The 25,032-nt window shown below is 52.8% G+C and carries 24 protein-coding genes; 10 read left to right on the forward strand and 14 right to left on the reverse strand.

Translation table 11 applies throughout. The annotated features are described in order from the left end of the window. The first annotated feature begins 98 nt into the window (after positions 1-98). The 5 genes from potA to ACHHZ7_RS08365 all read left to right on the forward strand — a co-directional run bounded on the left by potA (position 99) and on the right by ACHHZ7_RS08365 (position 4,258). A complete protein-coding gene (potA, locus tag ACHHZ7_RS08345) occupies positions 99-1,235 on the forward strand; it encodes a spermidine/putrescine ABC transporter ATP-binding protein PotA (RefSeq protein WP_003832287.1) in 1,137 nt (378 codons plus the stop codon). Then, entirely contained in the window at positions 1,219-2,076 is an 858-nt protein-coding gene (gene potB, locus ACHHZ7_RS08350) for a spermidine/putrescine ABC transporter permease PotB (RefSeq protein WP_008784439.1), read from the forward strand. Before potA ends, potB begins: the two co-directional genes overlap by 17 nt. After that, complete coding sequence (potC, locus tag ACHHZ7_RS08355; RefSeq protein ID WP_006684943.1) at positions 2,073-2,852, forward strand: spermidine/putrescine ABC transporter permease PotC; 780 nt, start codon at positions 2,073-2,075, stop codon at positions 2,850-2,852. Before potB ends, potC begins: the two co-directional genes overlap by 4 nt. Before the next feature lie 27 nt (positions 2,853-2,879). Continuing rightward, entirely contained in the window at positions 2,880-3,926 is a 1,047-nt protein-coding gene (potD, locus tag ACHHZ7_RS08360) for a spermidine/putrescine ABC transporter substrate-binding protein PotD (RefSeq protein WP_003030797.1), read from the forward strand. A 137-nt stretch (positions 3,927-4,063) separates the two neighbouring features. Further along, positions 4,064-4,258 (forward strand): hypothetical protein, encoded by a 195-nt coding sequence (locus ACHHZ7_RS08365; protein ID WP_060682341.1) that lies wholly within the window; start codon positions 4,064-4,066, stop codon positions 4,256-4,258. 21 nt (positions 4,259-4,279) lie between these two features. On the opposite strand, the gene cobB is transcribed toward ACHHZ7_RS08365, so the two are convergent. From cobB to lolC, 5 genes are all read right to left on the reverse strand, one after another. Further along, complete coding sequence (gene cobB, locus ACHHZ7_RS08370) at positions 4,280-5,101, reverse strand: Sir2 family NAD+-dependent deacetylase (protein ID WP_003832281.1); 822 nt, start codon at positions 5,099-5,101, stop codon at positions 4,280-4,282. Positions 5,102-5,116: 15 nt separating this feature from the next. Further along, positions 5,117-6,028 carry an N-acetylglucosamine kinase gene (gene nagK, locus ACHHZ7_RS08375; protein WP_060682342.1) on the reverse strand — a complete coding sequence of 304 codons (912 nt, stop codon included), beginning with the start codon at positions 6,026-6,028 and terminating at the stop codon, positions 5,117-5,119. An 89-nt stretch (positions 6,029-6,117) separates the two neighbouring features. Further along, positions 6,118-7,362, reverse strand: coding sequence for a lipoprotein-releasing ABC transporter permease subunit LolE (gene lolE / locus ACHHZ7_RS08380; RefSeq protein ID WP_060682343.1), 1,245 nt, complete (start codon positions 7,360-7,362; stop codon positions 6,118-6,120). After that, a complete protein-coding gene (gene lolD, locus ACHHZ7_RS08385) occupies positions 7,362-8,063 on the reverse strand; it encodes a lipoprotein-releasing ABC transporter ATP-binding protein LolD (RefSeq protein WP_003832278.1) in 702 nt (233 codons plus the stop codon). The genes lolE and lolD overlap by 1 nt, the downstream gene beginning before the upstream one ends. Next, a complete protein-coding gene (gene lolC, locus ACHHZ7_RS08390) occupies positions 8,056-9,255 on the reverse strand; it encodes a lipoprotein-releasing ABC transporter permease subunit LolC (RefSeq protein WP_060682344.1) in 1,200 nt (399 codons plus the stop codon). Before lolC ends, lolD begins: the two co-directional genes overlap by 8 nt. A 261-nt stretch (positions 9,256-9,516) precedes the next feature. Between lolC and ACHHZ7_RS08395 the strand changes: the two genes are divergently transcribed. The 3 genes from ACHHZ7_RS08395 (at position 9,517) to ACHHZ7_RS08405 (ending at position 15,261) form a co-directional block, all read left to right on the forward strand. Next, positions 9,517-10,581 (forward strand): acyltransferase family protein, encoded by a 1,065-nt coding sequence (locus ACHHZ7_RS08395; protein ID WP_060682345.1) that lies wholly within the window; start codon positions 9,517-9,519, stop codon positions 10,579-10,581. Positions 10,582-10,699: 118 nt separating this feature from the next. Next, on the forward strand, positions 10,700-14,146 hold the full coding sequence (mfd, locus tag ACHHZ7_RS08400) for a transcription-repair coupling factor (RefSeq protein ID WP_008784434.1): 3,447 nt from the start codon (positions 10,700-10,702) through the stop codon (positions 14,144-14,146). Positions 14,147-14,295: 149 nt separating this feature from the next. Next, a complete protein-coding gene (locus tag ACHHZ7_RS08405; RefSeq protein ID WP_032944376.1) occupies positions 14,296-15,261 on the forward strand; it encodes a L,D-transpeptidase family protein in 966 nt (321 codons plus the stop codon). Between the two features lie 86 nt (positions 15,262-15,347). On the opposite strand, the gene bhsA is transcribed toward ACHHZ7_RS08405, so the two are convergent. Then, entirely contained in the window at positions 15,348-15,605 is a 258-nt protein-coding gene (gene bhsA / locus ACHHZ7_RS08410; protein WP_003030810.1) for a multiple stress resistance protein BhsA, read from the reverse strand. Positions 15,606-15,848: 243 nt separating this feature from the next. On the opposite strand from bhsA, the gene comR reads away from it, so the two are divergent. Continuing rightward, a complete protein-coding gene (gene comR, locus ACHHZ7_RS08415) occupies positions 15,849-16,484 on the forward strand; it encodes a TetR family copper-responsive transcriptional repressor ComR (protein WP_060682346.1) in 636 nt (211 codons plus the stop codon). Between the two features lie 254 nt (positions 16,485-16,738). Continuing rightward, positions 16,739-18,919: a TonB-dependent siderophore receptor gene (locus ACHHZ7_RS08420; RefSeq protein ID WP_060682347.1), complete on the forward strand. Its 2,181-nt coding sequence runs from the start codon at positions 16,739-16,741 to the stop codon at positions 18,917-18,919. 57 nt (positions 18,920-18,976) lie between these two features. Here the strand turns inward: ACHHZ7_RS08420 and ACHHZ7_RS08425 are convergent, their stop codons facing one another. The 8 genes from ACHHZ7_RS08425 to hinT all read right to left on the reverse strand — a co-directional run bounded on the left by ACHHZ7_RS08425 (position 18,977) and on the right by hinT (position 25,022). Beyond that, positions 18,977-19,516: a glycine zipper 2TM domain-containing protein gene (locus ACHHZ7_RS08425; protein WP_003030814.1), complete on the reverse strand. Its 540-nt coding sequence runs from the start codon at positions 19,514-19,516 to the stop codon at positions 18,977-18,979. A 168-nt stretch (positions 19,517-19,684) separates the two neighbouring features. Continuing rightward, entirely contained in the window at positions 19,685-20,989 is a 1,305-nt protein-coding gene (gene ndh, locus ACHHZ7_RS08430) for an NADH-quinone dehydrogenase (RefSeq protein WP_003832263.1), read from the reverse strand. A 236-nt stretch (positions 20,990-21,225) separates the two neighbouring features. Next, positions 21,226-21,768: an alpha/beta hydrolase YcfP gene (gene ycfP / locus ACHHZ7_RS08435; RefSeq protein ID WP_060682348.1), complete on the reverse strand. Its 543-nt coding sequence runs from the start codon at positions 21,766-21,768 to the stop codon at positions 21,226-21,228. A gap of 21 nt (positions 21,769-21,789) precedes the next feature. After that, positions 21,790-22,815: a beta-N-acetylhexosaminidase gene (gene nagZ / locus ACHHZ7_RS08440; RefSeq protein WP_032943019.1), complete on the reverse strand. Its 1,026-nt coding sequence runs from the start codon at positions 22,813-22,815 to the stop codon at positions 21,790-21,792. 10 nt (positions 22,816-22,825) lie between these two features. Then, on the reverse strand, positions 22,826-23,650 hold the full coding sequence (gene thiK / locus ACHHZ7_RS08445; protein WP_060682349.1) for a thiamine kinase: 825 nt from the start codon (positions 23,648-23,650) through the stop codon (positions 22,826-22,828). Beyond that, the gene (gene lpoB, locus ACHHZ7_RS08450; RefSeq protein WP_057066440.1) at positions 23,631-24,272 is read right to left on the reverse strand and encodes a penicillin-binding protein activator LpoB; all 642 of its coding nucleotides are present in this window, start codon (positions 24,270-24,272) and stop codon (positions 23,631-23,633) included. The genes thiK and lpoB overlap by 20 nt, the downstream gene beginning before the upstream one ends. Positions 24,273-24,285: 13 nt before the next feature. After that, complete coding sequence (locus ACHHZ7_RS08455; protein ID WP_060682350.1) at positions 24,286-24,660, reverse strand: YcfL family protein; 375 nt, start codon at positions 24,658-24,660, stop codon at positions 24,286-24,288. A 2-nt stretch (positions 24,661-24,662) separates the two neighbouring features. Further along, positions 24,663-25,022, reverse strand: coding sequence for a purine nucleoside phosphoramidase (gene hinT / locus ACHHZ7_RS08460; RefSeq protein WP_003030826.1), 360 nt, complete (start codon positions 25,020-25,022; stop codon positions 24,663-24,665). Between the last annotated feature and the right edge of the window lie 10 nt (positions 25,023-25,032).

Below are 25,032 nucleotides of genomic sequence, written 5' to 3' on the forward strand. Positions count from 1 at the left end.
CGATTACAATGGTTTGCCGTAGAATAACGGCCCTCATTAAGAGTCATCAAGGTGGTTAACCACAAACCCCGCATCGGTCAGCCATCCGTTGCGTTTACATGGGACAGAGTAAAAAATTGAATAAACAACCGCGTTCGCTTTCTCCACTGGTGCAATTAGCGGGAATTCGCAAAAGTTTCGATGGCAAAGAGGTGATTTCCAGCCTGGATTTGACCATCAATAATGGCGAGTTTCTTACGCTGCTTGGCCCCTCTGGCTGCGGTAAAACAACCGTTCTTCGCCTGATTGCCGGTCTGGAAACGGTTGATTCCGGTCATATTTTGTTGGACAACGAGGACATCACTCACGTTCCAGCGGAAAATCGCTACGTGAATACCGTCTTCCAAAGCTATGCGCTATTCCCCCACATGACTGTGTTTGAAAATGTGGCCTTTGGTTTGCGCATGCAAAAAACGCCCGCAGCCGACATTTCTCCCCGCGTTACCGAAGCCCTGCGCATGGTGCAACTGGAAGAGTTCGCCCAGAGAAAACCGCATCAACTTTCCGGCGGACAGCAGCAGCGCGTAGCGATTGCCCGAGCAGTGGTCAACAAACCCCGCTTACTCTTGTTAGATGAATCCCTCTCTGCGCTGGACTACAAACTGCGTAAGCAGATGCAGAATGAACTGAAAGCACTGCAGCGTAAGCTTGGTATCACTTTTGTCTTTGTCACACACGATCAGGAAGAAGCGCTAACCATGTCCGACCGCATCGTGGTGATGCGCGATGGTAAGATTGAGCAGGACGGTACGCCGCGCGAAATCTACGAAGAGCCAAAGAATCTGTTTGTCGCCGGGTTTATCGGCGAGATCAATATGTTTAACGCCACGGTGATTGAACGTCTGGATGAACAGCGTGTTCGTGCTAACGTTGAAGGCCGCGAGTGCAATATTTATGTCAACTTCGCGGTAGTTCCCGGACAAAAGCTGCACGTCCTGTTACGCCCTGAAGATTTGCGCGTTGATGAAATCAATGATGATAATCATATCGAAGGCCTGATCGGCTACGTGCGCGAACGCAACTACAAAGGCATGACGCTGGAGTCGGTTGTAGAACTGGAAAATGGCAAGATGGTGATGGTCAGCGAATTCTTCAACGAAGACGATCCTGACTTTGACCACTCGCTCGACCAGAAAATGGCAATTAACTGGGTAGAAAGCTGGGAGGTCGTACTGGCTGATGAAGAGCACAAGTAAATTCCAGAGTGTGGTGATCTTCACCATTGTCGGTTGGCTTGTGTTATTTGTCTTTCTGCCCAACCTGATGATCATCGGCACCAGCTTTTTGACCCGTGACGACGCCAATTTCGTCAAAATGGTCTTTACGCTGGAGAACTATACGCGCCTGCTCGATCCGCTCTATTTTGAGGTACTGGTTCACTCCCTCAATATGGCGCTGATTGCCACGCTCGCCTGTCTGGTACTCGGCTACCCGTTTGCCTGGTTTTTGGTGAAACTGCCGGAAAAAGTACGCCCGCTGCTGCTGTTCCTGCTGATTGTTCCGTTCTGGACCAATTCTCTGATTCGCATCTACGGACTCAAAATTTTCCTCAGTACCAAAGGCTATCTCAACGAGTTTCTGTTATGGCTCGGCGTTATCGATACACCCATTCGCATTATGTTTACTCCCAGCGCGGTGATTATCGGGCTGGTATACATCCTGCTGCCGTTTATGGTGATGCCGCTCTATTCCAGCATTGAAAAGCTCGATAAACCGCTGCTGGAAGCCGCACGCGATTTAGGCGCCAGTAAGCTTCAGACCTTCACCCGCATCATTATTCCGTTGACGATGCCGGGGATTATCGCCGGATGCCTGCTGGTCATGCTGCCCGCAATGGGGCTGTTTTACGTTTCCGACTTAATGGGCGGCGCGAAAAACCTGCTGATTGGTAACGTAATTAAAGTTCAGTTCCTGAACATTCGCGACTGGCCGTTTGGCGCCGCCACCAGCATAACGCTGACTATCGTGATGGGGCTGATGCTGCTGGTCTACTGGCGCGCCTCCCGCCTGCTGAATAAGAGGGTAGAACTCGAATGATCGGTCGACTGCTTCGCGGCGGTTTTATGACCGCTATCTACGCGTATCTGTACATTCCAATCATTATTTTGATTGTGAACTCCTTTAACAGCTCGCGCTTTGGCATCAACTGGCAAGGTTTTACGACCAAGTGGTACGGTCTGCTGGTGAACAACGACAGCCTGCTGCAGGCGGCGCAGCACTCGCTGACCATGGCGGTGCTCTCCGCCACGTTCGCCACGCTGATCGGTTCACTTACTGCGGTCGCGCTTTATCGTTACCGTTTTCGCGGTAAACCGTTCGTCAGTGGCATGCTGTTCGTGGTGATGATGTCGCCGGATATTGTGATGGCAATATCTCTGCTGGTGCTGTTTATGCTGATCGGCATTCAACTGGGCTTCTGGTCGCTGCTGTTCTCGCATATCACTTTTTGTCTGCCTTTTGTGGTGGTGACGGTTTACTCTCGCCTGAAAGGTTTTGATGTCCGCATGCTTGAGGCGGCTAAAGATTTGGGTGCCAGCGAAGTAACTATTCTGCGCAAGATAATACTGCCACTGGCTATGCCTGCGGTGGCTGCGGGTTGGTTGCTGAGTTTTACGCTGTCGATGGATGATGTTGTTGTTTCATCTTTCGTCACCGGACCGGGTTATGAAATTTTGCCATTAAAAATCTACTCAATGGTTAAAGTCGGCGTATCACCAGAGGTGAACGCGCTGGCGACCATTTTGTTGGTTCTGTCGCTGGTTATGGTGATTGCCAGCCAGCTTATTGCACGTGATAAAACCAAGGGCCGCTAAGGCCCTTAATTCAGGGGACGTTAAATGATGAAAAAATGGTCACGCCACCTGCTCGCGGCGGGTGCTCTGGCACTGGGCATGAGCGCCGCTCACGCGAATGACAACAACACGCTCTATTTCTATAACTGGACCGAGTACGTCCCACCGGGGCTGCTGGAGCAGTTCACCAAAGAAACCGGCATTAAGGTTATCTATTCGACCTACGAGTCGAATGAAACCATGTACGCCAAGCTCAAAACCTATAAAGACGGCGCATACGATTTGGTGGTCCCGTCCACCTATTACGTCGATAAAATGCGTAAAGAAGGCATGATCCAGAAGATCGACAAGTCGACGTTGACCAACTTCCACAACCTCGATCCGGAAATGCTCAACAAGCCGTTTGACCCAAACAATGACTACTCCATCCCGTATATCTGGGGTGCAACGGCCATTGGCGTCAACAGCGATGCTATCGATCCGAAAACCGTCACCAGTTGGGCCGATCTGTGGAAGCCGGAGTACAAAGGCAGTCTGCTGTTAACGGATGATGCGCGAGAAGTGTTCCAGATGGCGCTGCGCAAGCTGGGATATTCCGGCAATACCACCGATCCTAAAGAGATTGAAGCCGCCTATAACGAGTTGAAGAAGCTGATGCCTAACGTTGCGGCATTTAACTCTGACAACCCGGCCAACCCGTATATGGAAGGCGAAGTTAATCTGGGGATGGTGTGGAACGGCTCCGCGTATGTTGCGCGTCAGGCGGGCACACCGTTGGAAGTGGTATGGCCGAAAGAAGGTGGCATTTTCTGGATGGACAGCCTGTCTATTCCGGCTAACGCGAAAAACAAAGAAGGTGCGCTGAAGCTGATTAACTTCCTGCTGCGCCCGGACGTCGCGAAAGAAGTCGCAGAAACTATCGGTTACCCGACGCCGAACCTGGCAGCACGCAAGCTGTTAAGTCCTGAGGTCGCGAACGACAAAACGCTCTACCCTGACGCGGAAACCATCAACAAAGGGGAATGGCAAAACGATGTCGGTTCCGCCAGCGCTATCTACGAAGAGTATTATCAGAAGCTAAAAGCAGGACGCTAATACTCGTGCAACCCGGCAGGCGTCGCTGCGCCGGGTTGCTACCTGCCAATCCCTACTTTTTACGCCTTTCGGCTGATTCCCGCTCCCCAGTTTCTGGCTATGCTTACAGTATTCCAGGCCGGCTTCTGAGGCTTCCAATGACAACGCTCTGGCTGCTACTTGAGTTGGCTAATCTGATCGTATTTACGCTGGTGATTATCTCGTGCAGCCTGGTTTACATTACCCGACTACCCATGTGGCTGAGCGCACTGGGGCTGATCTGTTGTTTTTACATCGTTGGATTTTTGATTATGGCGGCCCTGCGTGAGGACCGCCAGCTTGTACAGGCTTAAACAGTATTATCCGGATAGCCGTTACAGCCCTTTCAATAACTTCTCAACGAACTCAGGCACTACCTGGCTTGCCGGACCGTAATACTTCTCTTCAAACTCACTGCCTACCTGGCTCGGTTCGAGATTGAGTTCTACCGTATGTGCCCCATGCAGCCGCGCCTCATGCACAAAACCCGCTGCCGGATAAACATGTCCCGATGTGCCAATCGCAATGAACACATCTGCCATTGCCAGTGCCATATAAATTTCATCCATACCCAGCGGCATTTCACCAAACCACACTACGTGTGGTCGCAGCGGTGCCGGAAACTGGCAGCAATGACATTTATCTTCCGGTGTCACATCGCCCGTCCATTCCAGAATCTGCCCGCTTTGCGAACAGCGAACTTTGAGCAGCTCGCCGTGCATATGGATAACGTTCTGGCTGCCCGCACGCTCATGCAGGTTATCAATGTTCTGTGTCACCAGTAAAAAACGATCGCCCAGCTCGGCTTCGAGTTTTGCCAGTGCGATATGCGCCGCGTTGGGTTGGATTTCAGGCTGCTGCAACTGATGGCGACGGGCGTTATAAAACGACTGAACCAGTTCCGGGTTTCGACTAAATCCTTCCGGAGTCGCAACGTCCTCTACCCGATGTTCTTCCCAGAGACCATCCGCCGCGCGGAATGTTCGAATTCCTGACTCAGCGGAGATTCCCGCTCCAGTCAGTACCAGCACTCTTGGTTTTTCCATCAATTCAGGCACCACTCTGTCTCTGAAAAAGATTCGTTGACGCAGGCGATCGCGCAAATGGCGTTTATTTTTACGAAAGCGGCTTAACCGATGACCCCGACGCGACAGCATAACAACCTCTTTGTATTAATCGGTAAGATGTAGGAAAGCAGCCCCGCGCATCCCGCCGGCATCACCGTGCCGTGCCTGCTCAATACGCGGTACCCGGGCAACCGGCAGCAGATGACGTGGCAGTCGATCCGCCAGTTGCGTCGTAATAGCGGTAAAATTCGACAAGCCTCCGCCAATCACCACCAAATCAGGATCGACGATAGTCAGGATATTCCCAAGACACACCGCCAGCAAATCCAGATAGCGTTCAACGTGGGCACGCGCGTGTTCATCACTCTGCTCCCACAGCGCGATAATTTCGCGGGCATCCAGCGGTTGATGGTAGTAATGCTGATACAACCACGCAAATCCACCGCCGGAAAGATAGCTTTCGATGCATCCCAGTTGACCGCATCCGCAGCGGCGCAGCGGGAAATCAAAGCCCATCAGCGTCAGCGCATCGACCGGCAAACGAATATGACCAAACTCACCGGTGATATAGCTGCGTCCGGTGATGGATTTCCCGTTAAGCACCAGGCCGCCGCCGACGCCCGTACCGAGGATCAACCCCATCATCAGCGGATATTGGGTGAACTCGTCATCCCAGGCTTCGGAGAGAGCAAAACAGTTCGCATCGTTATCCAGACGCACATCGCGGTCAAGGCGAGCGCTGAGATCGGCGCGGAGCGGTTTGCCACTGGCGGCAGGAACATTGGCCGCGTACAGCGTGCCGTCTTCGGTTTCCGGCATGCCCGGAATGCCGATGCCTACCGAACCTTTGATGCCGAACCGCTGATCCGCTTCCGTCACCAGATTGCAGACCGCATCAAGGAAAGCGTCGTAGCTGTCGCGAGGCGTAGGAACGCGAGTTTCCCATTGCAGACGACGTTGCTTATCAAACACGCCCAGCGCAATTTTGGTCCCGCCGATGTCAAATCCGTAATACATCACCGCTCCTTGATACACGTCATCCTTCGAGATGCCTCTACGTTAGTTACGCCTTGATGCAGCATGAATGCTGTCGTGTATTATTGTTGTTATTGGCCGCTAAGTACTCTCGCAGGATCAATATTGCTGGCGCGACGCGCCGGATACCAACTTGCCAAAAGACTCAGCACGAGTGCTGTCACCAGCACGTAAATCACATCCAGCCAGTGTAATTCCGATGGCAGGAAGTCAATGAAATAGATATCGCCGGACAGGAACTGATGGCCGATAAGCGCCTCAATCCCGTTTATGATCGGCGTCAGTTGCAACGAGACAACCACCCCGATGACGACGCCTATCAGGCTACCGAACAGACCCGCCAGCAGGCCGTACCAGACAAAAATGGCACGGATCAACCCATCTTTCGCCCCGAGGGTTCTTAATACCGCAATATCGCCGCTTTTGTCTTTTACCGCCATCACTAACGTGGAAACGATATTAAAACAGGCCACGCCAATCACCAGCACCATAGCCAGATACATAATGGCGCGGATCATCTGAATATCGCGGTACATATAGCCGTAGGTGCCGATCCAGCTCTTGATGTAAACATAGTTATTGGTGACTTCACCCGCGTCTCGCACCAGCTTATTGGCGTTAAACACGTCGTTAACCTTCAGCGCGATCCCGGAAACGCTGGTTCCCATATCAAGATATTGCTGCGCATCTTCCATTGGGATCATGGCAAAGCTGTGATCGAGCTGACCGCTCAGTTGCAGGATCCCCATCACGTGCAAACGCACGCGTTTAGGCTGCTGTAGCTTATGATCCGCACTGGCGTTAGGGATCATAATCGACACCCAGTCACCCTGCTTCACCTTCAGCGCATCGGCAATACCCTTACCAATGATGATTTGTTGTTCACCGGCTTTAAAATTATCCCAGGCGTGGTTTTGCACAAAGGATGGCAACGCGCTTAAACGCTGTTCCTGTTTCGGGTCAACGCCCTTCACCTGCACCGCGCGTAAGTTCGCCCCGCTCTCCACCAGTCCGGTAAAGTTGATATAAGGCGCCGCGGCGACAATACCCGGCACTTTTTGTACCTTGTCGAGCGCTTCCTGCCAGTTATTCCACGGCTGATTTACGGCTTCAATCTCTCCGTGTGGGACTACGGCCAGAATACGGTTGTTCAGCTCACGCTCAAATCCGTTCATGGCACTTAAACCGACGATCAACACCGCCACACCTAACGCGATGCCAACGGTAGATATCACCGAAATTAACGAAACCATACCGCCGCGCCGCCGACCACGGCTAAAGCGCAGACCAATCAATAACGATAAAGGCGAAGCCATTACTCAGCTCCCATCAGGCTCAGTTCAGCCGTCAGGCGACCATCGCGCATTTCAAGCTGGCGACTCATCCGCTTCGCCAGTTGCAGATCGTGCGTCACCACCAGAAATGCCGTGCCCTGAGAGCGGTTCAGCTCACCCAAAAGCTCGAAAATGCTGTCCGCGTTACGCGCATCCAGGTTACCCGTTGGCTCATCTGCCAGGACCAGACGCGGGTTATTCACCAGCGCACGTGCGATGGCCACCCGCTGGCGTTCGCCGCCAGACAGTTCAGACGGGCGATGACTGGCACGATGATCCAACCCTACCGCTTTCAGCATATCCCGTGCGCGCTCGGTGATTTCAGCCGGTTTTTTCTTGCCGATCAGCAGCGGCATCGCTACGTTTTCCAGCGCCGTAAAATCCGGCAGCAAATGGTGGAACTGGTAAATAAAGCCAAGCTTCTGATTACGCAGTTCCGCTTTCGCCGCCGACGAGAGCTTACTCATTGGCTGACCGCTAAAAATGACGTCGCCGGAAGTCGGGGTATCCAACCCACCTAACAGATGCAGCAACGTACTCTTGCCGGAGCCTGAGCTGCCGACAATCGCCATCATCTCACCTTCGCCGACGCAAAAACTGACATCGTGCAGTACATCGGTCTGCACAGTGCCTTCCTGATAGCGTTTGCACAGGTTGTCGCATTGCAACAGGATCTTATTCATAACGTAAAGCCTCAGCGGGTTGAGTGGCGGCAGCGCGCCAGGAAGGATAAAGCGTAGACAGCAGCGCGATGGCCATCGCCCCCAGCGCAATGACGATAACCTGCAGCGGCTCGATAGCGACCGGCAGCGCAGCGCCATCCAGCAGCACACCAATAATTGGCATCAGATTGTTCAGTTGGCTGGCGAGCAAGGCACCCAGTACAGCGCCCAGCAGCGCGCCAATCACCCCGGCACTGGCCCCCTGAACCATAAACACCATCATTATCTGCCGCGGCGTTAGCCCCTGCGTTTGTAAAATCGCCACTTCCCCTTGCTTCTCCATTACCATCAGACCCAGCGAGGTAATAATATTAAAAGCCGCCACCGCCACGATCAGGCTAAGCAGCAGCCCCATCATGTTCTTTTCCATGCGCACGGCCTGGAACAGTTCCCCTTTGCGCTCGCGCCAGTCCTGCCATTTGGTGCCCTGCGGCAGCGTTTGCTGGCTCAGCGTGTCAACTTTTAACGGTTCGTTCAGCCACAGACGCCAGCCAGTGATATTACCCACCGGATAACGCATCAGACGCGAGGCATCCTGAATGTTGGTCAGCATCTGGTAACCATCGACTTCGCTGTTGGCGGCGAAAGTGCCAATCACCGTAAACAAACGCTGGCTCGGCAAACGCCCCATCGGCGTAAACTGGCTGGCCGAGGGCACCATCACACGGATTTGATCGCCACGGTTCACGCCCAACTGCCCGGCAAGCTGCTCGCCGAGGATGACATTATACTTACCCGGTTGCAGATCTGTTTGCTTCACATTGACCAGATACGGCGTTAACGGATCTTTTTGCGCCGGATCGATACCGAGCATCACGCCGACCGCCACGCTACGCGCACTTTGCAGCACCACATCTCCCGTAGTTATGGGTGCAACGCGGTTGACGCCGTTCAACACCACCGCTTTTTCCGGCAGTTGTTGCGGGTTGAGGGAACCCTGTTCAGACGAGAGTACGGCCTGAGGCATCAGGCCAAGAATATTGTTTTGCAGCTCGCGCTCGAAACCGTTCATCACCGACAACACCGTGACCAGCGCCATTACCCCGAGAGTAATGCCTATGGTGGAGAGCCAGGAAACGAAGCGACCGAAGCGATCTGCTGCACGCCCACGCATATAACGCAGGCCGATGAATAGAGCGACAGGTTGGTACATGAAATCCGTCTGGTTGCTGTTAGCAAAGTCACGAGTATATAAGCGAAAGCGGAATGGGTAAATGACTGAACCGTAAGTGTTCGTCAGCACTATTCCTAAAAGTATAAATAAATCAATTCGCTAAAGTTGTCCCTCTACCCTTCAGCCCGGATCCCTGATCTTTATCTTAAAAAAACAAAATGCAGACAGTTACGCATTACAGCGCACAGCGGGTTGCGCAGGATGGCAGGCTATAGCCAACAATATGGATACGCCGTCTCGATGAAGAAAAAAGAACTATGGATTAATCAAATCAAAGGGTTATGTATTTGTCTGGTGGTGATTTACCACTCGGTAATCACGTTTTACCCGCACCTCACTACTTTTCAGCATCCGCTTTCAGAGCTGCTGAGCAAATGCTGGATTTACCTCAATTTGTACCTGGCGCCGTTTCGCATGCCGGTCTTTTTCTTTATTTCGGGGTATCTGATCCGTCGCTACATTGATAGCGTCCCGTGGACCACCTGCGTGGATAAGCGGATCTGGAGCATTGCCTGGGTGCTGGTGCTTTGGGGAGTAGTGCAATGGCTGGCGTTAGTCGCGCTCAATAACTGGCTGGCCCCACAGCGCGATCTGAGCCATGCTGCCAACGCCGCGTATGCCGATTCGATCGCGGGTTTTACCCACGGAATGCTGACCGCCAGTACCAGCTTGTGGTATCTGTACGCGCTGATTGTCTATTTTGTTCTGTGTAAAATTTTCAGCCGCTGGGCGGTGCCGCTGTTGGCGGTATTTGTGGTGCTAAGCGTGGCGATCAATTTTGTCCCGACGCCGTGGTGGGGAATGAACAGCGTGATTCGCAATCTGCCCTGGTACAGCCTCGGTGCATGGTTTGGCGCAACGCTGATGGTATGGATTAAGGAGGTGCCCCTGCGCCGCCATGCGGTCATTGTTCTGGTTAGCGCAATCGCCGCCGTCGTCGCGTGGCTGGCAAATGTCTCACTATTACTTTCTCTGCTTTCCATTGTGCTGATCATGAAGCTGTTTTATCAATTTGAGCTGCGCTTTGGTATGCGTGAGTCCGGCCCGTTAAGCGTGATTGGTGCCAATACCATCGCCATCTACACCACCCACCGTATTCTGGTTGAGCTGTTCAGCTTAACGCTAATCCCCAAAATCAATCATACCGCCTGGCCTGCATATGCGGAGCTGGCCCTGCTGCTGGTGTATCCGTTCGCCTGCCTGCTACTGTGCACCTTGTTTGGCCTGTTGGTACGTAAAATTTCACAAAAAACAGTGGCCGACCTGCTCTTTTCCCCGCCTTCTTTATCGGCTGTCTCGCGCTAACCCCTACGCGCTTTTTGCCCCCATCAGGGGGCGAATCAATTTGCTTATGAGAAACGATCACGGATAATAAAGAACATTGCTTATCAGATGTATATCTAAACGAGATCCTGACAACCGAATGCCTGAACAACATCGTTACACGCTCCCGGCGAAAGCTGGCGATCAGCGCCAGTTAGGTGAGCTTACCGGTGCCGCCTGCGCAACGCTGGTCGCCGAAATCGCCGAACATCACGCGGGTCCAGTGGTGCTGATCGCGCCGGACATGCAAAATGCGCTGCGTTTGCATGATGAAATTCGTCAGTTTACTGACCAGATGGTGATGAACCTGGCCGACTGGGAAACGCTACCCTACGACAGCTTTTCTCCCCATCAGGAGATTATCTCCTCGCGGCTCTCCACGCTGTATCAGTTGCCTGCCATGCAGCGCGGCGTGCTGATCGTTCCGGTAAATACACTGATGCAGCGCGTTTGTCCGCACAGCTATCTGCACGGTCATGCGCTGGTCATGAAAAAGGGCCAACGACTTTCACGTGATGCTCTGCGTGAACAGCTGGACAGTGCGGGCTATCGCCATGTTGATCAGGTCATGGAACACGGCGAATATGCCACGCGCGGCGCGTTGTTGGATCTGTTCCCAATGGGCAGTGAATTGCCTTATCGTCTGGATTTCTTTGATGACGAAATCGACAGCCTGCGTCTGTTTGATACCGACACCCAGCGCACGCTGGAAGAAGTCGATGCCATTAATTTGCTTCCCGCACACGAATTCCCGACTGACAAAACGGCCATCGAGCTATTCCGCAGCCAGTGGCGTGATACCTTTGAGGTGAAACGCGACGCCGAACATATTTACCAGCAGGTCAGCAAAGGCACGTTACCTGCGGGTATTGAATACTGGCAACCGCTGTTTTTCAGCGAGCCGCTGCCGCCGCTGTTCAGCTACTTCCCCGCCAATACGTTATTGGTGAATACCGGTGATATCGAGACCAGCGCAGAACGCTTCCAGGCCGATACCCTGTCACGCTTTGAAAATCGCGGTGTTGATCCGATGCGCCCGCTTCTGCCGCCGGAATCGCTGTGGCTGCGGGTTGATGAGCTGTTTTCTGAACTTAAACGCTGGCCGCGCGTTCAACTGAAAACCGAGAGTCTGGCGAACAAAGCAGCGAATACTAACCTCGGGTTCCAGAAGCTGCCGGATATCGCCGTTCAGGCACAGCAAAAAGCGCCGTTAGATGCGTTACGTAAATTCCTTGAAGGCTTCACCGGTCCGGTGATTTTCTCGGTGGAAAGTGAAGGCCGCCGTGAAGCACTTGGCGAACTGCTCGCCCGTATCAAAGTGGCGCCGAAGCGGATATTGCGACTCGATGAAGCCGTAGATAACGGTCGTTATCTGATGATTGGCGCAGCTGAGCACGGCTTCATCGATAGCAAACGCAATCTGGCGCTGATTTGTGAAAGCGATCTGCTTGGGGAACGCGTGGCGCGCCGCCGCCAGGATTCTCGTCGCACCATCAACCCGGATACGTTAATTCGTAACCTCGCAGAGCTGCATCCCGGTCAGCCGGTGGTGCATCTGGAGCATGGCGTGGGTCGTTATGCCGGTATGACCACGCTGGAAGCGGGCGGCATCACCGGTGAATATCTGATGCTCACCTATGCCAACGACGCCAAACTGTACGTGCCGGTGTCGTCACTGCATCTGATCAGCCGCTATGCAGGTGGCGCAGAAGAGAATGCGCCGCTGCATAAACTTGGCGGCGATGCCTGGTCACGTGCCCGACAGAAAGCCGCTGAGAAGGTGCGCGATGTTGCGGCAGAGCTGCTGGATATTTATGCCCAGCGCGCGGCGAAAGAAGGCTTTGCCTTTAAGCATGACCGTGAACAGTATCAGCTGTTTTGCGACAGTTTCCCGTTTGAAACCACGCCTGACCAGGCGCAGGCGATTAACGCGGTACTCAGCGATATGTGTCAACCGCTGGCCATGGACCGCCTCGTGTGCGGCGACGTCGGCTTTGGTAAAACCGAAGTCGCGATGCGCGCGGCCTTTCTCGCCGTAGAGAACCACAAGCAGGTTGCCGTGCTGGTGCCGACCACCCTGCTCGCACAGCAGCACTTCGACAACTTCCGCGACCGCTTTGCCAACTGGCCGGTACGCATTGAGATGTTGTCCCGTTTCCGTAGCGCCAAAGAGCAAGCGCAGATTCTGGAGCAAGTTGCCGAGGGAAAAATTGATATTCTCATCGGCACGCACAAACTGCTGCAAGCGGATGTGAAGTTAAAAGATCTGGGTCTACTGATTGTCGATGAAGAGCACCGTTTCGGCGTGCGCCACAAAGAACGCATCAAGGCGATGCGCGCAGATGTCGATATTCTGACCCTGACGGCAACGCCAATTCCACGTACGCTCAATATGGCAATGAGCGGCATGCGCGATCTGTCGATTATCGCCACGCCGCCCGCTCGTCGTCTGGCGGTCAAAACCTTCGTGCGCGAATACGACAACCTGGTGGTACGCGAGGCGATCCTGCGTGAAGTTCTGCGCGGGGGACAAGTTTATTATCTGTTTAACGACGTCGAAAACATCCAGAAAACCGCTGACAGATTAGCTGAACTGGTGCCGGAAGCGCGTATTGGTATCGGTCACGGACAAATGCGCGAGCGCGAACTGGAACGCGTGATGAATGATTTCCACCATCAGCGTTTTAACGTGCTGGTGTGTACCACCATTATCGAAACCGGGATCGACATCCCCACCGCTAACACCATCATCATCGAACGAGCGGATCACTTCGGTTTAGCGCAATTACACCAGTTGCGCGGTCGTGTGGGACGTTCTCACCACCAGGCTTACGCCTGGCTGCTGACGCCGCATCCGAAAGCAATGACCACCGACGCGCAAAAACGTCTGGAAGCCATCGCCTCGCTGGAAGATTTGGGCGCAGGTTTTGCGCTGGCGACCCACGACCTCGAAATTCGCGGCGCCGGGGAGTTACTGGGTGAAGATCAGAGTGGTTCCATGGAAAGCATCGGCTTCTCACTGTATATGGAACTGCTGGAAAACGCGGTCGATGCGCTCAAAGAAGGGCGTGAGCCGTCACTGGAAGATCTCACCAGCCAGCAAACCGAAGTTGAGCTGCGCATGCCGTCTCTGCTGCCGGATGACTATATCCCGGATGTAAACACCCGACTGTCGTTCTACAAGCGCATTGCCAGTGCGAAAGGCGAAAACGAACTGGAAGAAATTAAGGTTGAGCTGATAGACCGTTTTGGCTTGCTGCCCGACCCGGCTCGTACGCTGCTGGATATCGCCCGTTTACGCCAGCAGGCGCAGAAACTGGGGATCAGAAAGCTCGAAGGCAATGAAAAAGGCGGTACCATTGAATTTGCCGAGAAAAACCACGTCAACCCGGTCTGGCTGATTGGTTTACTGCAAAAGCAGCCGCAGCACTTCCGTCTGGACGGTCCAACCCGGCTGAAATTTATGCAGGAGTTGAGCGAGCGTAAAACGCGGATCGACTGGGTCCGCCAGTTTATGCGTCAGCTTGAAGAAAACGCCGTAGCATAGTGAACAGGCCGGGTGAGCACACCACTCACCCGGCCTGATGAATTTACAAACTCTTTGCACTTCCCTGCACTTCCCGACACAGCAAACAGCCATAATTCTCGTTTACTTTTACATAATAAAAACCACGTAAAAACAATGGATTTATGGTGATGTTAAACAATAAACGACTCTCTCGCTGGCTCGCGTTTTTTACGCTTGCAGCGACATTCGCGTTAGCACTTCCGGCTCAGGCAAACACCTGGCCGCTGCCGCCACCGGGAAGCCGTCTGGTGGGTCAGAATGCCGTTCACGTTGTTGAAGACAATGGCGGTTCTCTGGAAGCGATTGCAAAAAAGTACAATGTCGGCTTTCTCGCGCTGCTGCAAGCCAACCCTGGCGTTGACCCTTACGTACCACGTCCGGGCAGCGTTTTGACGATCCCGTTACAAACTCTGCTACCTGATGCCCCGCGCGAAGGTATTGTTATCAACCTCGCCGAACTGCGTCTTTATTATTACCAGCCGGGGACCAATTCGGTGACCGTGTATCCTATTGGGATTGGCCAGTTAGGTGGTGACACGCTGACGCCTACGATGGTAACCACCATCTCTGATAAACGCGCCAACCCCACCTGGACGCCGACGGCAAATATCCGCGCGCGATACAAAGCAAACGGGATTGACCTGCCTGCCGTTGTGCCTGCCGGTCCGGATAACCCGATGGGCCATCATGCGATTCGCTTAGCGGCATACGGCGGCGTGTACCTGTTGCACGGTACAAATGCTGATTTTGGCATCGGAATGCGCGTCAGCTCCGGCTGTATTCGTCTGCGCGACGGTGATATAGAAACCCTGTTCCGTCAGGTAACGCCCGGAACTAAGGTCAATATTATCAATACGCCGATCAAAGCATCCGTTGAGCCTAACGGCGTGCGCCTGGTGGAAGTACACCAACCGCTGTCCGAAAAAATCAATGACGACCCGCAACTGCTGCCGATCGTGCTGAACGCGTCCATGCAGACATTTAAAAATGCGGCGCAAACAGATACCGCCGTCATGGATCATGCGATGGAGATTCGCTCAGGCATGCCGGTCGATGTGACCCGTCATCATGACGTTGCTCAACAACCGCTGTAAACGTAGCGTATAAAAAAACCCCCGCTGGATTTTATTCCGCGGGGGTTTTTTATTTAACTCGCAGTGGCATTGCGATGGGTTAAATCTTATTTGTAGATAACAGCAGTTCCGTGAAGAGTGTTAGGACCGGTAACGGAAGTAATACGGAAAGACTTCGCACCCATCTCATCGGCTTTCTGCGCCAGTTGATCTTCCAAAGAACCTAAGTTAGTCCCCGCATTCGCAGAAATAGTACCGACTTTCTCTTGACCCGCAGGGGTGGACTGAACTTCAACAGCGGCAAAGCTTGCAAATGACAGTGAGCTAAGAACAGCAGCGACAAACAGTGTTTTTACGTTTTTCATGATAGTGACCTTTAGCAGATGAATGGGTGTCGAAAAGATTAACTTAACGATCGATAGGTAAATCATAGATGTGATCCAGGTCACACGTCAACATTTTTTTATAATGATCGTTATATAAAATATAAAGGTCTTATTTTTCATGCTAATAGCTATAAATTATTTTTATCGTGAATCCGCTGGAGTGTGCAGTCGAATATTTTTATAATGGTTATTCAATAAACCCAACAAAGGTACATCGGCACCATGACAACTGAAACGACAGGTTGTGCAAAAAAAAGCCGTGGCCGACCAAAAGTGTTCGACAGGGAAGCCGCGCTTGATAAGGCCATGACACTCTTCTGGCAGCACGGATATGAAGCGACCTCGCTCGCCGATCTCGTGGAAGCCACCGGCGCAAAAGCGCCTACGCTGTATGCGGAGTTCACCAATAAAGAAGGGTTGTTCCGTGCCGTACTGGACCGCTACATCACCCGCTTTGCGGCGAAACACGAAGCCCAGCTGTTTTGTGAAGAAAAAAGCCTTGAGTCCGCACTGGAAGACTATTTCACCGCTATAGCGACCTGCTTTACCAGCAAGGACACCCCGGCTGGATGTTTCATGATTAATACTTCTGCGACGCTGGCAGCCTCTTCCCGCGATATTGCGTACACGGTGAAATCCCGCCATGCAATGCAGGAACAGACGCTTACCCAGTTCCTTCACCAGCGCCAGCAACGAGGCGAAATTCCGGCCCATTGCGACGTGCAAAAACTGGCCGAATACCTGAACTGTATTTTACAAGGTATGTCGATCAGCGCCCGTGAAGGCGCAACGTTTGAAAAACTGATGCAGATCGCGCACACAACTCTGCGGCTGTGGCCCGAACTCGTCAAAGCTTAACCCTTTCCCGCAATTCCCCGCTGTACTCACACCACCGGGAGCTGATAAAGCCCCCGGTTAGATTCCCGTTCTATTGTCCCTACATTTCTCATTGTTTTCATCGTGTTACCCGATCATTTTTTGTAAAAAGTATTGATAACGACAATTATTATCAGCAATATTCGCATTTGTTTTAATACCTGTTTCACAATGTAACCATCGGTTTCTCTACCGCTATAACAAAAACAGACCGACTTTTTTTAAAAGGAATACAAATGCATAAGCGTCTCTGGGTGCTCAATCCTCTTCTGTTATCTTTAACTCTACCCGCTGTTGCGGCTGAGGAAGAGAACCTCATCGTCAGCGCCAACCGTAGCCAGCGCACAGTGGCAGAAATGGCGCAAACGACCTGGGTTATTGAAGGAAGCGAGATTGAACAACAGGTTCAGGGAGGTAAAGAGTTCAAGGATGTTCTTGCTCAGCTAATCCCAGGAATCGATGTTAGTAGCCAGGGACGCACAAACTACGGCATGAACATGCGCGGTCGCGCCATTGTCGTGCTAATTGACGGTGTCCGTCTGAACTCCTCGCGAACCGACAGCCGTCAGCTTGACTCCATTGACCCATTTAACATTGCGCACATTGAAGTCATTTCAGGCGCAACCTCACTTTATGGCGGTGGCAGTACCGGCGGATTAATCAACATTGTTACCAAAAAAGGTCAGCCGGAGCGTGAAGTAGAACTCGAACTGGGGAGCAAAAGCGGCTTCAACAATAGCAACGATCATGATGAACGCGTTGCCGCGGCGGTGAGTGGCGGAACCGATCGCGCTTCCGGGCGTATGTCCGTCGCGTATCAACGATTTGGCGGCTGGTATGACGGTAATCACGATGCCCTGCTGCTCGATAACACCCAAACCGGGTTACAGCACTCCGATCGTCTGGACGTCATGGGCACAGGGACGATTGAACTTGACGACAACCGTCAGTTGCAACTGGTTACGCAGTACTATAAAAGTCAGGGGGATGACGATTACGGGCTGGATCTCGGCGAGAACATGTCCGCCGTGACCGGAAACGGCAAAGCATATACCAGCAGCGGACTGAATTCCGATCGTATTCCCGGCACCGAACGTCATCTTATTAGTCTGCAATATTCAGATGCAGATTTTTTTGGCCAGAACCTGGTCAGCCAAATCTATTACCGTGACGAATCGCTGAAATTCTACCCCTTCCCTACGCTCAGCAAAGGCAAAGTCACCAGTTTCTCCGCATCACAGCAGGACACCGACCAGTTTGGTGCCAAAATTACCCTCAACAGCCAGTTGATGGATAACTGGGAGCTGACGTGGGGTGTCGATGCCGATCACGAAACCTTCGACTCCAATCAGAAATTCTTCGATCTGGCCTGGTCCCTGCCCTCCGGCGGCATGGACAACCGTACCGCTTATACCACCGGGCGTTACCCCGGTTACAGCATCACCAACTTCGCGCCTTTCCTGCAAAACAGCTATGACATTAACGACATTTTTACCCTCAGCGGCGGCGTGCGCTATCAGTGGACCGAAAACAGGGTTGATGATTTCGTTGGCTATGCTCAACAGCAGGGAATCGCGACCGGGCTTGCGAACTCTGCCGATACCATTCCGGGCGGCAAAACCGATTACGATAATTTCCTGTTCAACGCCGGTATCCTTGCCCACCTGACCGACCGTCAGCAAACGTGGTTTAACTTTTCTCAGGGCGTGGAGCTTCCGGACCCAGGGAAATATTACGGTAACGGTACCTATTTGCTGGTTGGCGATCATTACCAGCTCCAGCGCAGCGTCAACGTGGCGGATTCACGTCTGGAAGGGATTAAAGTTAACTCGTACGAACTGGGGTGGCGCTACACCGGCGATAGTCTGCGCACGCAACTGGCCGCTTACTACTCGACTTCAGATAAATCGATCGTTATCAACCGTAGCGATATGACCATTAACGTTCAGCCCGACGATCGCCGCATTTATGGCGTTGAAGGTGCGGTGGATTATTTCATTGCGGACACGGACTGGAGCCTGGGTGGCAACTTCAACGTCATTAAATCGGAAGTGAAACAGAACGGTAAATGGCAAAAATGGGATGTCACGCTGGCCTCACCGTCCAAAGCAACCGCGTGGGTCGGCTGGGCACCAGAACCGTGGACCTTGCGCGTACAGAGCCAGCAAACATTTGATCTGACCGACGCCAGCGGTAACAAGCTGGATGGCTATAACACGATGGACTTTATCGGCAGCTATCAGCTCCCGTTGGGTAAGCTGACCTTCAGCGTGGAAAACCTGCTGAATGAAGAGTACACCACACTGTGGGGACAACGTGCGCCACTGCTGTATAGCCCAACCTACGGCAGCCCGTCACTGTATGAATACAAGGGCCGGGGTCGTACTTTTGGTCTGAACTACGCCTTAACCTTCTGATAAAAAAAGCCCCCCAGCCTGAGCGAATGGGGGGCTAATGTTCAGGATAATGCTATTTTACGCTTTGTTATTCAGTACCAACTGTCCGTTGTTATCCAACGGAATTTGCGCGCCGGGATCCTTATCCATACGGATTTTCCCCTGCTGATCGCCAATTTTGTACGTCACGTCGTAGCCCAGCATCTTTTCAGATTTGTCATACACCGTTTTACAACGCTGCTGCGTGGTGGTGTAAGTATCGTTTTCCTGCATCGAACCCTGAATCTGGTTACCTGCATAGCCGCCGCCTAAAGCACCGGCCACGGTAGCAATATCTTTACCACGTCCACCGCCAAACTGATGCCCAATAACACCACCCGCAACCGCGCCCAGTACGGAACCCGCGATACGGTTTTCATCTTGTACCGGCTTGCGGTGGGTGACCGTTACGTTCCGGCACTCCTGACGCGGTGTTTTTACCGACTCTTTAATCGGTGTTGCAGAGACAACTTGCGCATACTGTGGGCCACGCTCGAAAACGTTCAGACTGGCCACCGCTGCAACACCCAGCGCAGCAGCTACGCCAATCCCTATACCCGCCAACATTGATTTATTCACGGGACTACCTCCTTTTTTGCTATTAGCAACAACTTTGCAACAGAAGGTAAGGAATGCCAATCAGATTACGGATGAAAATAGCGGGAGGTGGAGCGAAAGCGGAATGATTCAGACAACTCTGAAGGAAGGCGTCGGATGCGTAAAATCATCCGACGCCACAGGTCGATATTAATGCAGTTTCAGACGCGGGCGAATCACCCGGTTGATACTGCCGACCAGCATCATCAGCCCGGTTTTGAAGTAGCCGTGCAAAGCAATCTGGTGCATGCGGTACAGTGAGATGTACACAAAGCGCGCAATACGTCCTTCCACCATCATCGAACCACGGGTCAGGTTGCCCATCAGGCTACCCACGGTAGAGAAGTTAGAGAGCGAGACCAGAGAGCCGTGATCTTTGTACTGATACGCTTTCAGCGGCTTACCGTTCATCTGTGCCAGAATATTGTTCATCGCGCAGGTCGCCATCTGGTGTGCTGCCTGAGCGCGCGGAGGCACAAAACCGCCTTCCGGGCGAGCGCAGGAAGCGCAGTCGCCAATCGCGTACACGTCAGGATCGCGCGTGCTCTGCAGAGTTGGCTCAACCACCAGTTGGTTAATACGGTTCGTTTCCAGACCGCCAATGTCTTTCATAAAGTCTGGCGCTTTGATACCCGCTGCCCACACCATCAGATCGGCTTTAATGTATTCGCCATCTTTGGTGTGCAGTCCGCCTTCATCAGCGCTGGTTACCATCGTCTGGGTCAGTACGCGTACGCCCAGTTTGGTTAACTCATTATGCGCAGCACCGGAAATACGCGGCGGCAACGCAGGCAGAATACGCTCACCGGCTTCGACCAGCGTAACGTTCAGCGCGTCATTGGTCAGCCCTTTGTAACCATAGCTGTGCAGTTGTTTTACCGCATTGTGCAGCTCAGCGGAGAGTTCAACACCCGTCGCACCGCCGCCCACAATGGCGATATTCACTTTTCCGTTAGCGCCCAGATTCGCGGAATACTTCAGGAACAGATTCAGCATCTCCTGGTGGAAACGACGCGCCTGATGCGGGTTATCGAGGAAAATGCAGTTTTCTTTCACGCCAGGGGTGTTGAAATCGTTGGACGTACTGCCCAACGCCATCACCAGCGTGTCATACGGCACTTTACGCTCAGGAACCAGCAGCTCACCCTTCTCATCGCGCAGCTCAGCGAGAGTAATGGTCTTCGCTTCACGATCGATATCCACCACCGAGCCTAACTGGAACTGGAAGCCATGGTTACGAGCATGAGCCAGATAACTCAGCGCATCCACACCTTCGTCCAGTGAACCCGTCGCCACTTCATGCAGTAACGGTTTCCACAAGTGACTGTGGTTTCTGTCTACTAGTGTGATTTTGGCCTTTTTCTTACGCCCGAGTTTTTTACCCAGCTGCGTCGCCATTTCCAGTCCGCCAGCACCGCCGCCGACAATCACGATCCTTTTCAATGGTGTAGTCAACGTGACCCCCTCAAATTTATTAACCAATTGTTAATTAAAAGTTATGAGTATAGCCTTTAATTAACAACAAGTTACGGTAATGAAAATGTTCTTCGAGAGTGAGAATAACACGAACGGTGCATTGGTCATACCAAAATTGATATGTATCAAGTTTTGATGCTGAAAAGATAGACAACCGGAACTTTAAGAACAAAAAAACCAGCCCGATGGCTGGTTTTTTACACACTCAATAAGGATTAACCTAACGTCTTGAACGCTTTAATGCGCTGCAAATGCGGAGAGATATTCTTAAACTTATGCGTCTGCTCTTCGTCCCAGACTATCTCGTAAAAATGATGCAGCTCTTCCGACGAACGCTGACTGTTAAGCACTTCATCATGACGTGACAGGATCACCAGGCAGCGATCGCGATTCTTCTCACGGAAATTGGTCACGCATTTTGTTGCGATGTCTGCATACTCCTCAGGTCTGTCGATTTTGCCTTCCATGTTCTCATACGGGAACAGGTTGGGATTAAACACTACCTGACGAATATCACACAGGAAACCAATCCGTTCAGCCCAATATCCCCCGAGCCCCACACCACAAATCAGCGGACGGTCATCCACATTCAGCTGCAGCATTTTGTCCACTTCTTTCAGCAGATGCTGCATATCATGTTTAGGATGCCGCGTACTGTAGCTAATCAGCCTGACATCCGGGTCGATGAATTGCAGCTGCAACACCTTCTCATGGTTGCCCGGGCTGTTAGAGTCAAAACCGTGTAAATAGATAATCATCGCATCCTCGCCAAACTTGCGTTAATGACCTGCTTTCTCTTCCTGCCAGCGCTCATGAAGCTGGTTAAGCTGAGCGCTTACCGTCTTCCAGCGTGCCGAGTCCATCAGTTCCTGACGTGAAAATGAACCTTTATGATACAAACGTGTAACACGTTCTGCATTGATCGGCGACAGATTATCTAACACACTGACCGCTCCCTTACGATTATTGCAGACCAGGATCATATCGCAACCTGCATCCAGCGACGCCTGTCCACGCTCCGCATAGCTTCCCATAATCGCCGCCCCTTCCATCGACAAATCGTCGGAGAAAATGACACCATCGAAGCCAAGTTCCTGGCGTAGCACCGTTTTCAACCAGTGAGGTGAACCACTCGCCGGACGCGGATCGACATCACTGTAGATGACATGCGCAGGCATAATGGCATCCAGTTTGTTTTCCGTAATCAACGTCTGGAACACGGACATATCTTTCGCACGAATCTCGGCTTCTGGGCGTGGATCGGTTGGGGTTTCTTTGTGTGAATCCGCCGTCACCGCCCCATGTCCTGGGAAATGTTTACCGGTCGTTTTCATGCCAGCAGCATGCATCCCGTCAATGAAGCGGGTCGCCATCGCCAGCGCTTTTAGCGGATCGGCATGGTAAGAACGCTCGCCGATTGCCGCGCTGATATGGCCCACATCCAGCACGGGTGCAAAGCTGATATCAATGTCCATCGCGATCATTTCGCTGGCCATCAACCACCCGGCGTCCTGAGCCAGTTTGCCGCCCTCTTCCAGACCGTGCAACGCAGCAAAGGATTGAGCTGCAGGCAGGCGGGTAAAGCCCTCACGAAAACGCTGTACGCGTCCGCCTTCCTGATCTACCGCCACCACCAGATGGTTACGTGACGCAGCCCGGATCTGACGCACTAATTCACGCAGCTGTTCCGGGTCATGATAATTTCGGGTAAAGAGGATCAACCCACCTACCAGCGGATGTGCCAGAATCTCACGCTCTTCAGCGTCCAGCTCATACCCTTCGACATCCAACATTACTGGGCCCACACTGCTCTCCTTATCCTTTCATTGTTAGCTGCCGCCAGGTTTCATCGGCCAGCCTGATAAATTGTCGATCGCCGGTTTGCCGCCAGCGATACTCAAACCACCCCGCCTTCAGCATCATTATCCAGGGTTGCCATTGTCTGACCTGTCGCCACAAAACGTCTGGCTCAATGTGCGCTCGTTGGGCGTAGGTGCTAACCAACTGTTGGTGCTGGGATTCATCGCTAACCCATACTGCCGCCAGCTCCAGGGCAATATCACCGTCTCCGGCGTATTCCCAGTCAATCAGCCGCAGCCCTGATGCCGTACGTACGATGTTGTCACCGTGAACATCCATATGCAGCGGCCCCAGACGCAAAGGTCGAGGCTCACCTCGTTTCCTTAGCCGCTTCAGCGCGCGCAGCCAGCATGGTGTACGACGCGCCGGATCGCCACACTGCCAGTACTGTTCAAGTAGCGGAAGCAGGTTGATTCGCCAGCCCAATCGGGGTTGCTGGTGCAGATGAGACAGTAAGCCTGCGAGTTCGTCGGCTTCCGGTAATCTGGATTCTACCTTACCGTGAAAAAACTCGACTGCCATCCACCCACGCGTATAAAAATGGGGACGTGGCGCAAGGCTTTCTGGCAGGTGTTTTAGCGCATGATATTGGCGTAAGAAATGAGATTCCGGCGCGTCAGGGTCGTGATGGCAGCGCAGTACCAGTCGGTGGGAACGGTGTTCAATGATGCAGCTCCCGCCGCTCAGGCCGGTTTGGCTGGTTGCGACGGGATGATACTGCGGGAAATAGCGCGACAACACTTCGCCGCGCGTGAGTCTGTTATTGTTGCTGAACGGCACCTTTACCTGACCAGATTATCTCGCCAGTTTGTACCAGCATTAATTGCATTTGCAGCGCAGGCGAATTGACGTTGCCGGATGCGCTGGAATAAAGCACATACTGCGCGCCAACGTTACGGGCGATACCAATCGCTTTACTGCGCGTTCCCAGACTGTCATTCGGCGACAGACCTAACTGCTGTTTGGCGACAGCCAGCTGTTGGGCAGAAATCAGCGTAAACTTACCGTTATTCGCCAGCGCGTTACGTAAGGTTTCGGTGGCCTCACCCGCGTTCAACGAGCCGTTGGTGCGGTTATTCACGCTATCAACCAGCAGAACGCCGCCCGCTTTGACGCCGTCTGCCTGCAGCATTTTGCCGACCATCGGCTGCATAGCCCCGTTCCAGTCATAGTGACGTTGACGTGGCGTAGGCTGCGCCGTTTGGTCCTCGTGCTCAATTGGACCCGGCTGCTGCGGTATGCTTGGCACCGTTGGCACAACCGGCACCGGCTGTTGCGGCTGCGCAGGCTGTTCCGGTACCGGCTTCACTTCCTCTACCGGCGCGGGCTCACGTTGCACCACACAGCCTGAGAGAAACATCGCCAGCGCGGCAATCAGTGCGTAGCGATTCATTTTGTTCATCAAGATTCACCCCTTACAAATAAAGATAAAGTCTAACCTTGTGCGCCCCCAGAAAATTGGCGCTGCCGTACAGCGTCACCGACGAATGGGCCGGAATAATCACACTGCGTGGCGCTTCCAGAGGGTGCATTTCCAGCCCTCTGGCGTCATACCAGTAAAACCGATAATGAACGGTAACGGGTTCTTGCCTTTCGTTATAGAGTCGCGAGGATGCCGAGGCCTGAATATCAGACGTTGTTAACGTAGGCTGCTCTGCTGTAATACCCGCCGCCAGAATTGTTGATTCCATCACCAGCGACTGTTCATCACTTACTGGGATTTCAGGGTGTGAACGACAACCCGCCAGCAACAACAAACCCAGTGAAAGCGCAATGCATCCTCTGGTCATGCTTACAGACCTTTATGCGCAAGCATTGGGCCAAGCGCACGTCCACCCAGCAGGTGCATATGAATGTGATACACCTCCTGCCCCCCGTGGCGGTTGGTGTTCATGATTAAGCGGTACCCATCTGCAGCAATGCCTTCCTGCTCAGCAATTTTCGCCGCAACGGTGATCATGCGGCCCAATGCCTGTTCATGTTCCGCCGTCACATCGTTGACAGTTGGGATCAGAATGTTAGGAATGATCAGGATATGCGTTGGTGCCTGAGGGGAAATATCACGAAACGCAGTGACCAGTTCATCCTGGTATACGATATCCGACGGAATCTCACGACGAATAATTTTGCTGAATATAGTTTCTTCTGCCACGACGTTTTCC

It is taken from the genome of Citrobacter freundii complex sp. 2024EL-00216 (assembly GCF_043945515.1).
Classification (GTDB): Bacteria; Pseudomonadota; Gammaproteobacteria; order Enterobacterales; family Enterobacteriaceae; genus Citrobacter; species Citrobacter portucalensis.

Bases quoted from the DNA above. Each gene is read 5' to 3' on its own strand.
- potA (WP_003832287.1), top strand. From the start codon at position 99: ATGGGACAGAGTAAAAAATTGAATAAACAACCGCGTTCGCTTTCTCCA.
- potB (WP_008784439.1), top strand. From the start codon at position 1,219: ATGAAGAGCACAAGTAAATTCCAGAGTGTGGTGATCTTCACCATTGTC.
- potC (WP_006684943.1), top strand. From the start codon at position 2,073: ATGATCGGTCGACTGCTTCGCGGCGGTTTTATGACCGCTATCTACGCG.
- potD (WP_003030797.1), top strand. From the start codon at position 2,880: ATGAAAAAATGGTCACGCCACCTGCTCGCGGCGGGTGCTCTGGCACTG.
- ACHHZ7_RS08365 (WP_060682341.1), top strand. From the start codon at position 4,064: ATGACAACGCTCTGGCTGCTACTTGAGTTGGCTAATCTGATCGTATTT.
- cobB (WP_003832281.1), bottom strand. From the start codon at position 5,101: ATGCTGTCGCGTCGGGGTCATCGGTTAAGCCGCTTTCGTAAAAATAAA.
- nagK (WP_060682342.1), bottom strand. From the start codon at position 6,028: ATGTATTACGGATTTGACATCGGCGGGACCAAAATTGCGCTGGGCGTG.
- lolE (WP_060682343.1), bottom strand. From the start codon at position 7,362: ATGGCTTCGCCTTTATCGTTATTGATTGGTCTGCGCTTTAGCCGTGGT.
- lolD (WP_003832278.1), bottom strand. From the start codon at position 8,063: ATGAATAAGATCCTGTTGCAATGCGACAACCTGTGCAAACGCTATCAG.
- lolC (WP_060682344.1), bottom strand. From the start codon at position 9,255: ATGTACCAACCTGTCGCTCTATTCATCGGCCTGCGTTATATGCGTGGG.
- ACHHZ7_RS08395 (WP_060682345.1), top strand. From the start codon at position 9,517: ATGAAGAAAAAAGAACTATGGATTAATCAAATCAAAGGGTTATGTATT.
- mfd (WP_008784434.1), top strand. From the start codon at position 10,700: ATGCCTGAACAACATCGTTACACGCTCCCGGCGAAAGCTGGCGATCAG.
- ACHHZ7_RS08405 (WP_032944376.1), top strand. From the start codon at position 14,296: ATGTTAAACAATAAACGACTCTCTCGCTGGCTCGCGTTTTTTACGCTT.
- bhsA (WP_003030810.1), bottom strand. From the start codon at position 15,605: ATGAAAAACGTAAAAACACTGTTTGTCGCTGCTGTTCTTAGCTCACTG.
- comR (WP_060682346.1), top strand. From the start codon at position 15,849: ATGACAACTGAAACGACAGGTTGTGCAAAAAAAAGCCGTGGCCGACCA.
- ACHHZ7_RS08420 (WP_060682347.1), top strand. From the start codon at position 16,739: ATGCATAAGCGTCTCTGGGTGCTCAATCCTCTTCTGTTATCTTTAACT.
- ycfP (WP_060682348.1), bottom strand. From the start codon at position 21,768: ATGATTATCTATTTACACGGTTTTGACTCTAACAGCCCGGGCAACCAT.
- lpoB (WP_057066440.1), bottom strand. From the start codon at position 24,272: ATGAACAAAATGAATCGCTACGCACTGATTGCCGCGCTGGCGATGTTT.
- ACHHZ7_RS08455 (WP_060682350.1), bottom strand. From the start codon at position 24,660: ATGACCAGAGGATGCATTGCGCTTTCACTGGGTTTGTTGTTGCTGGCG.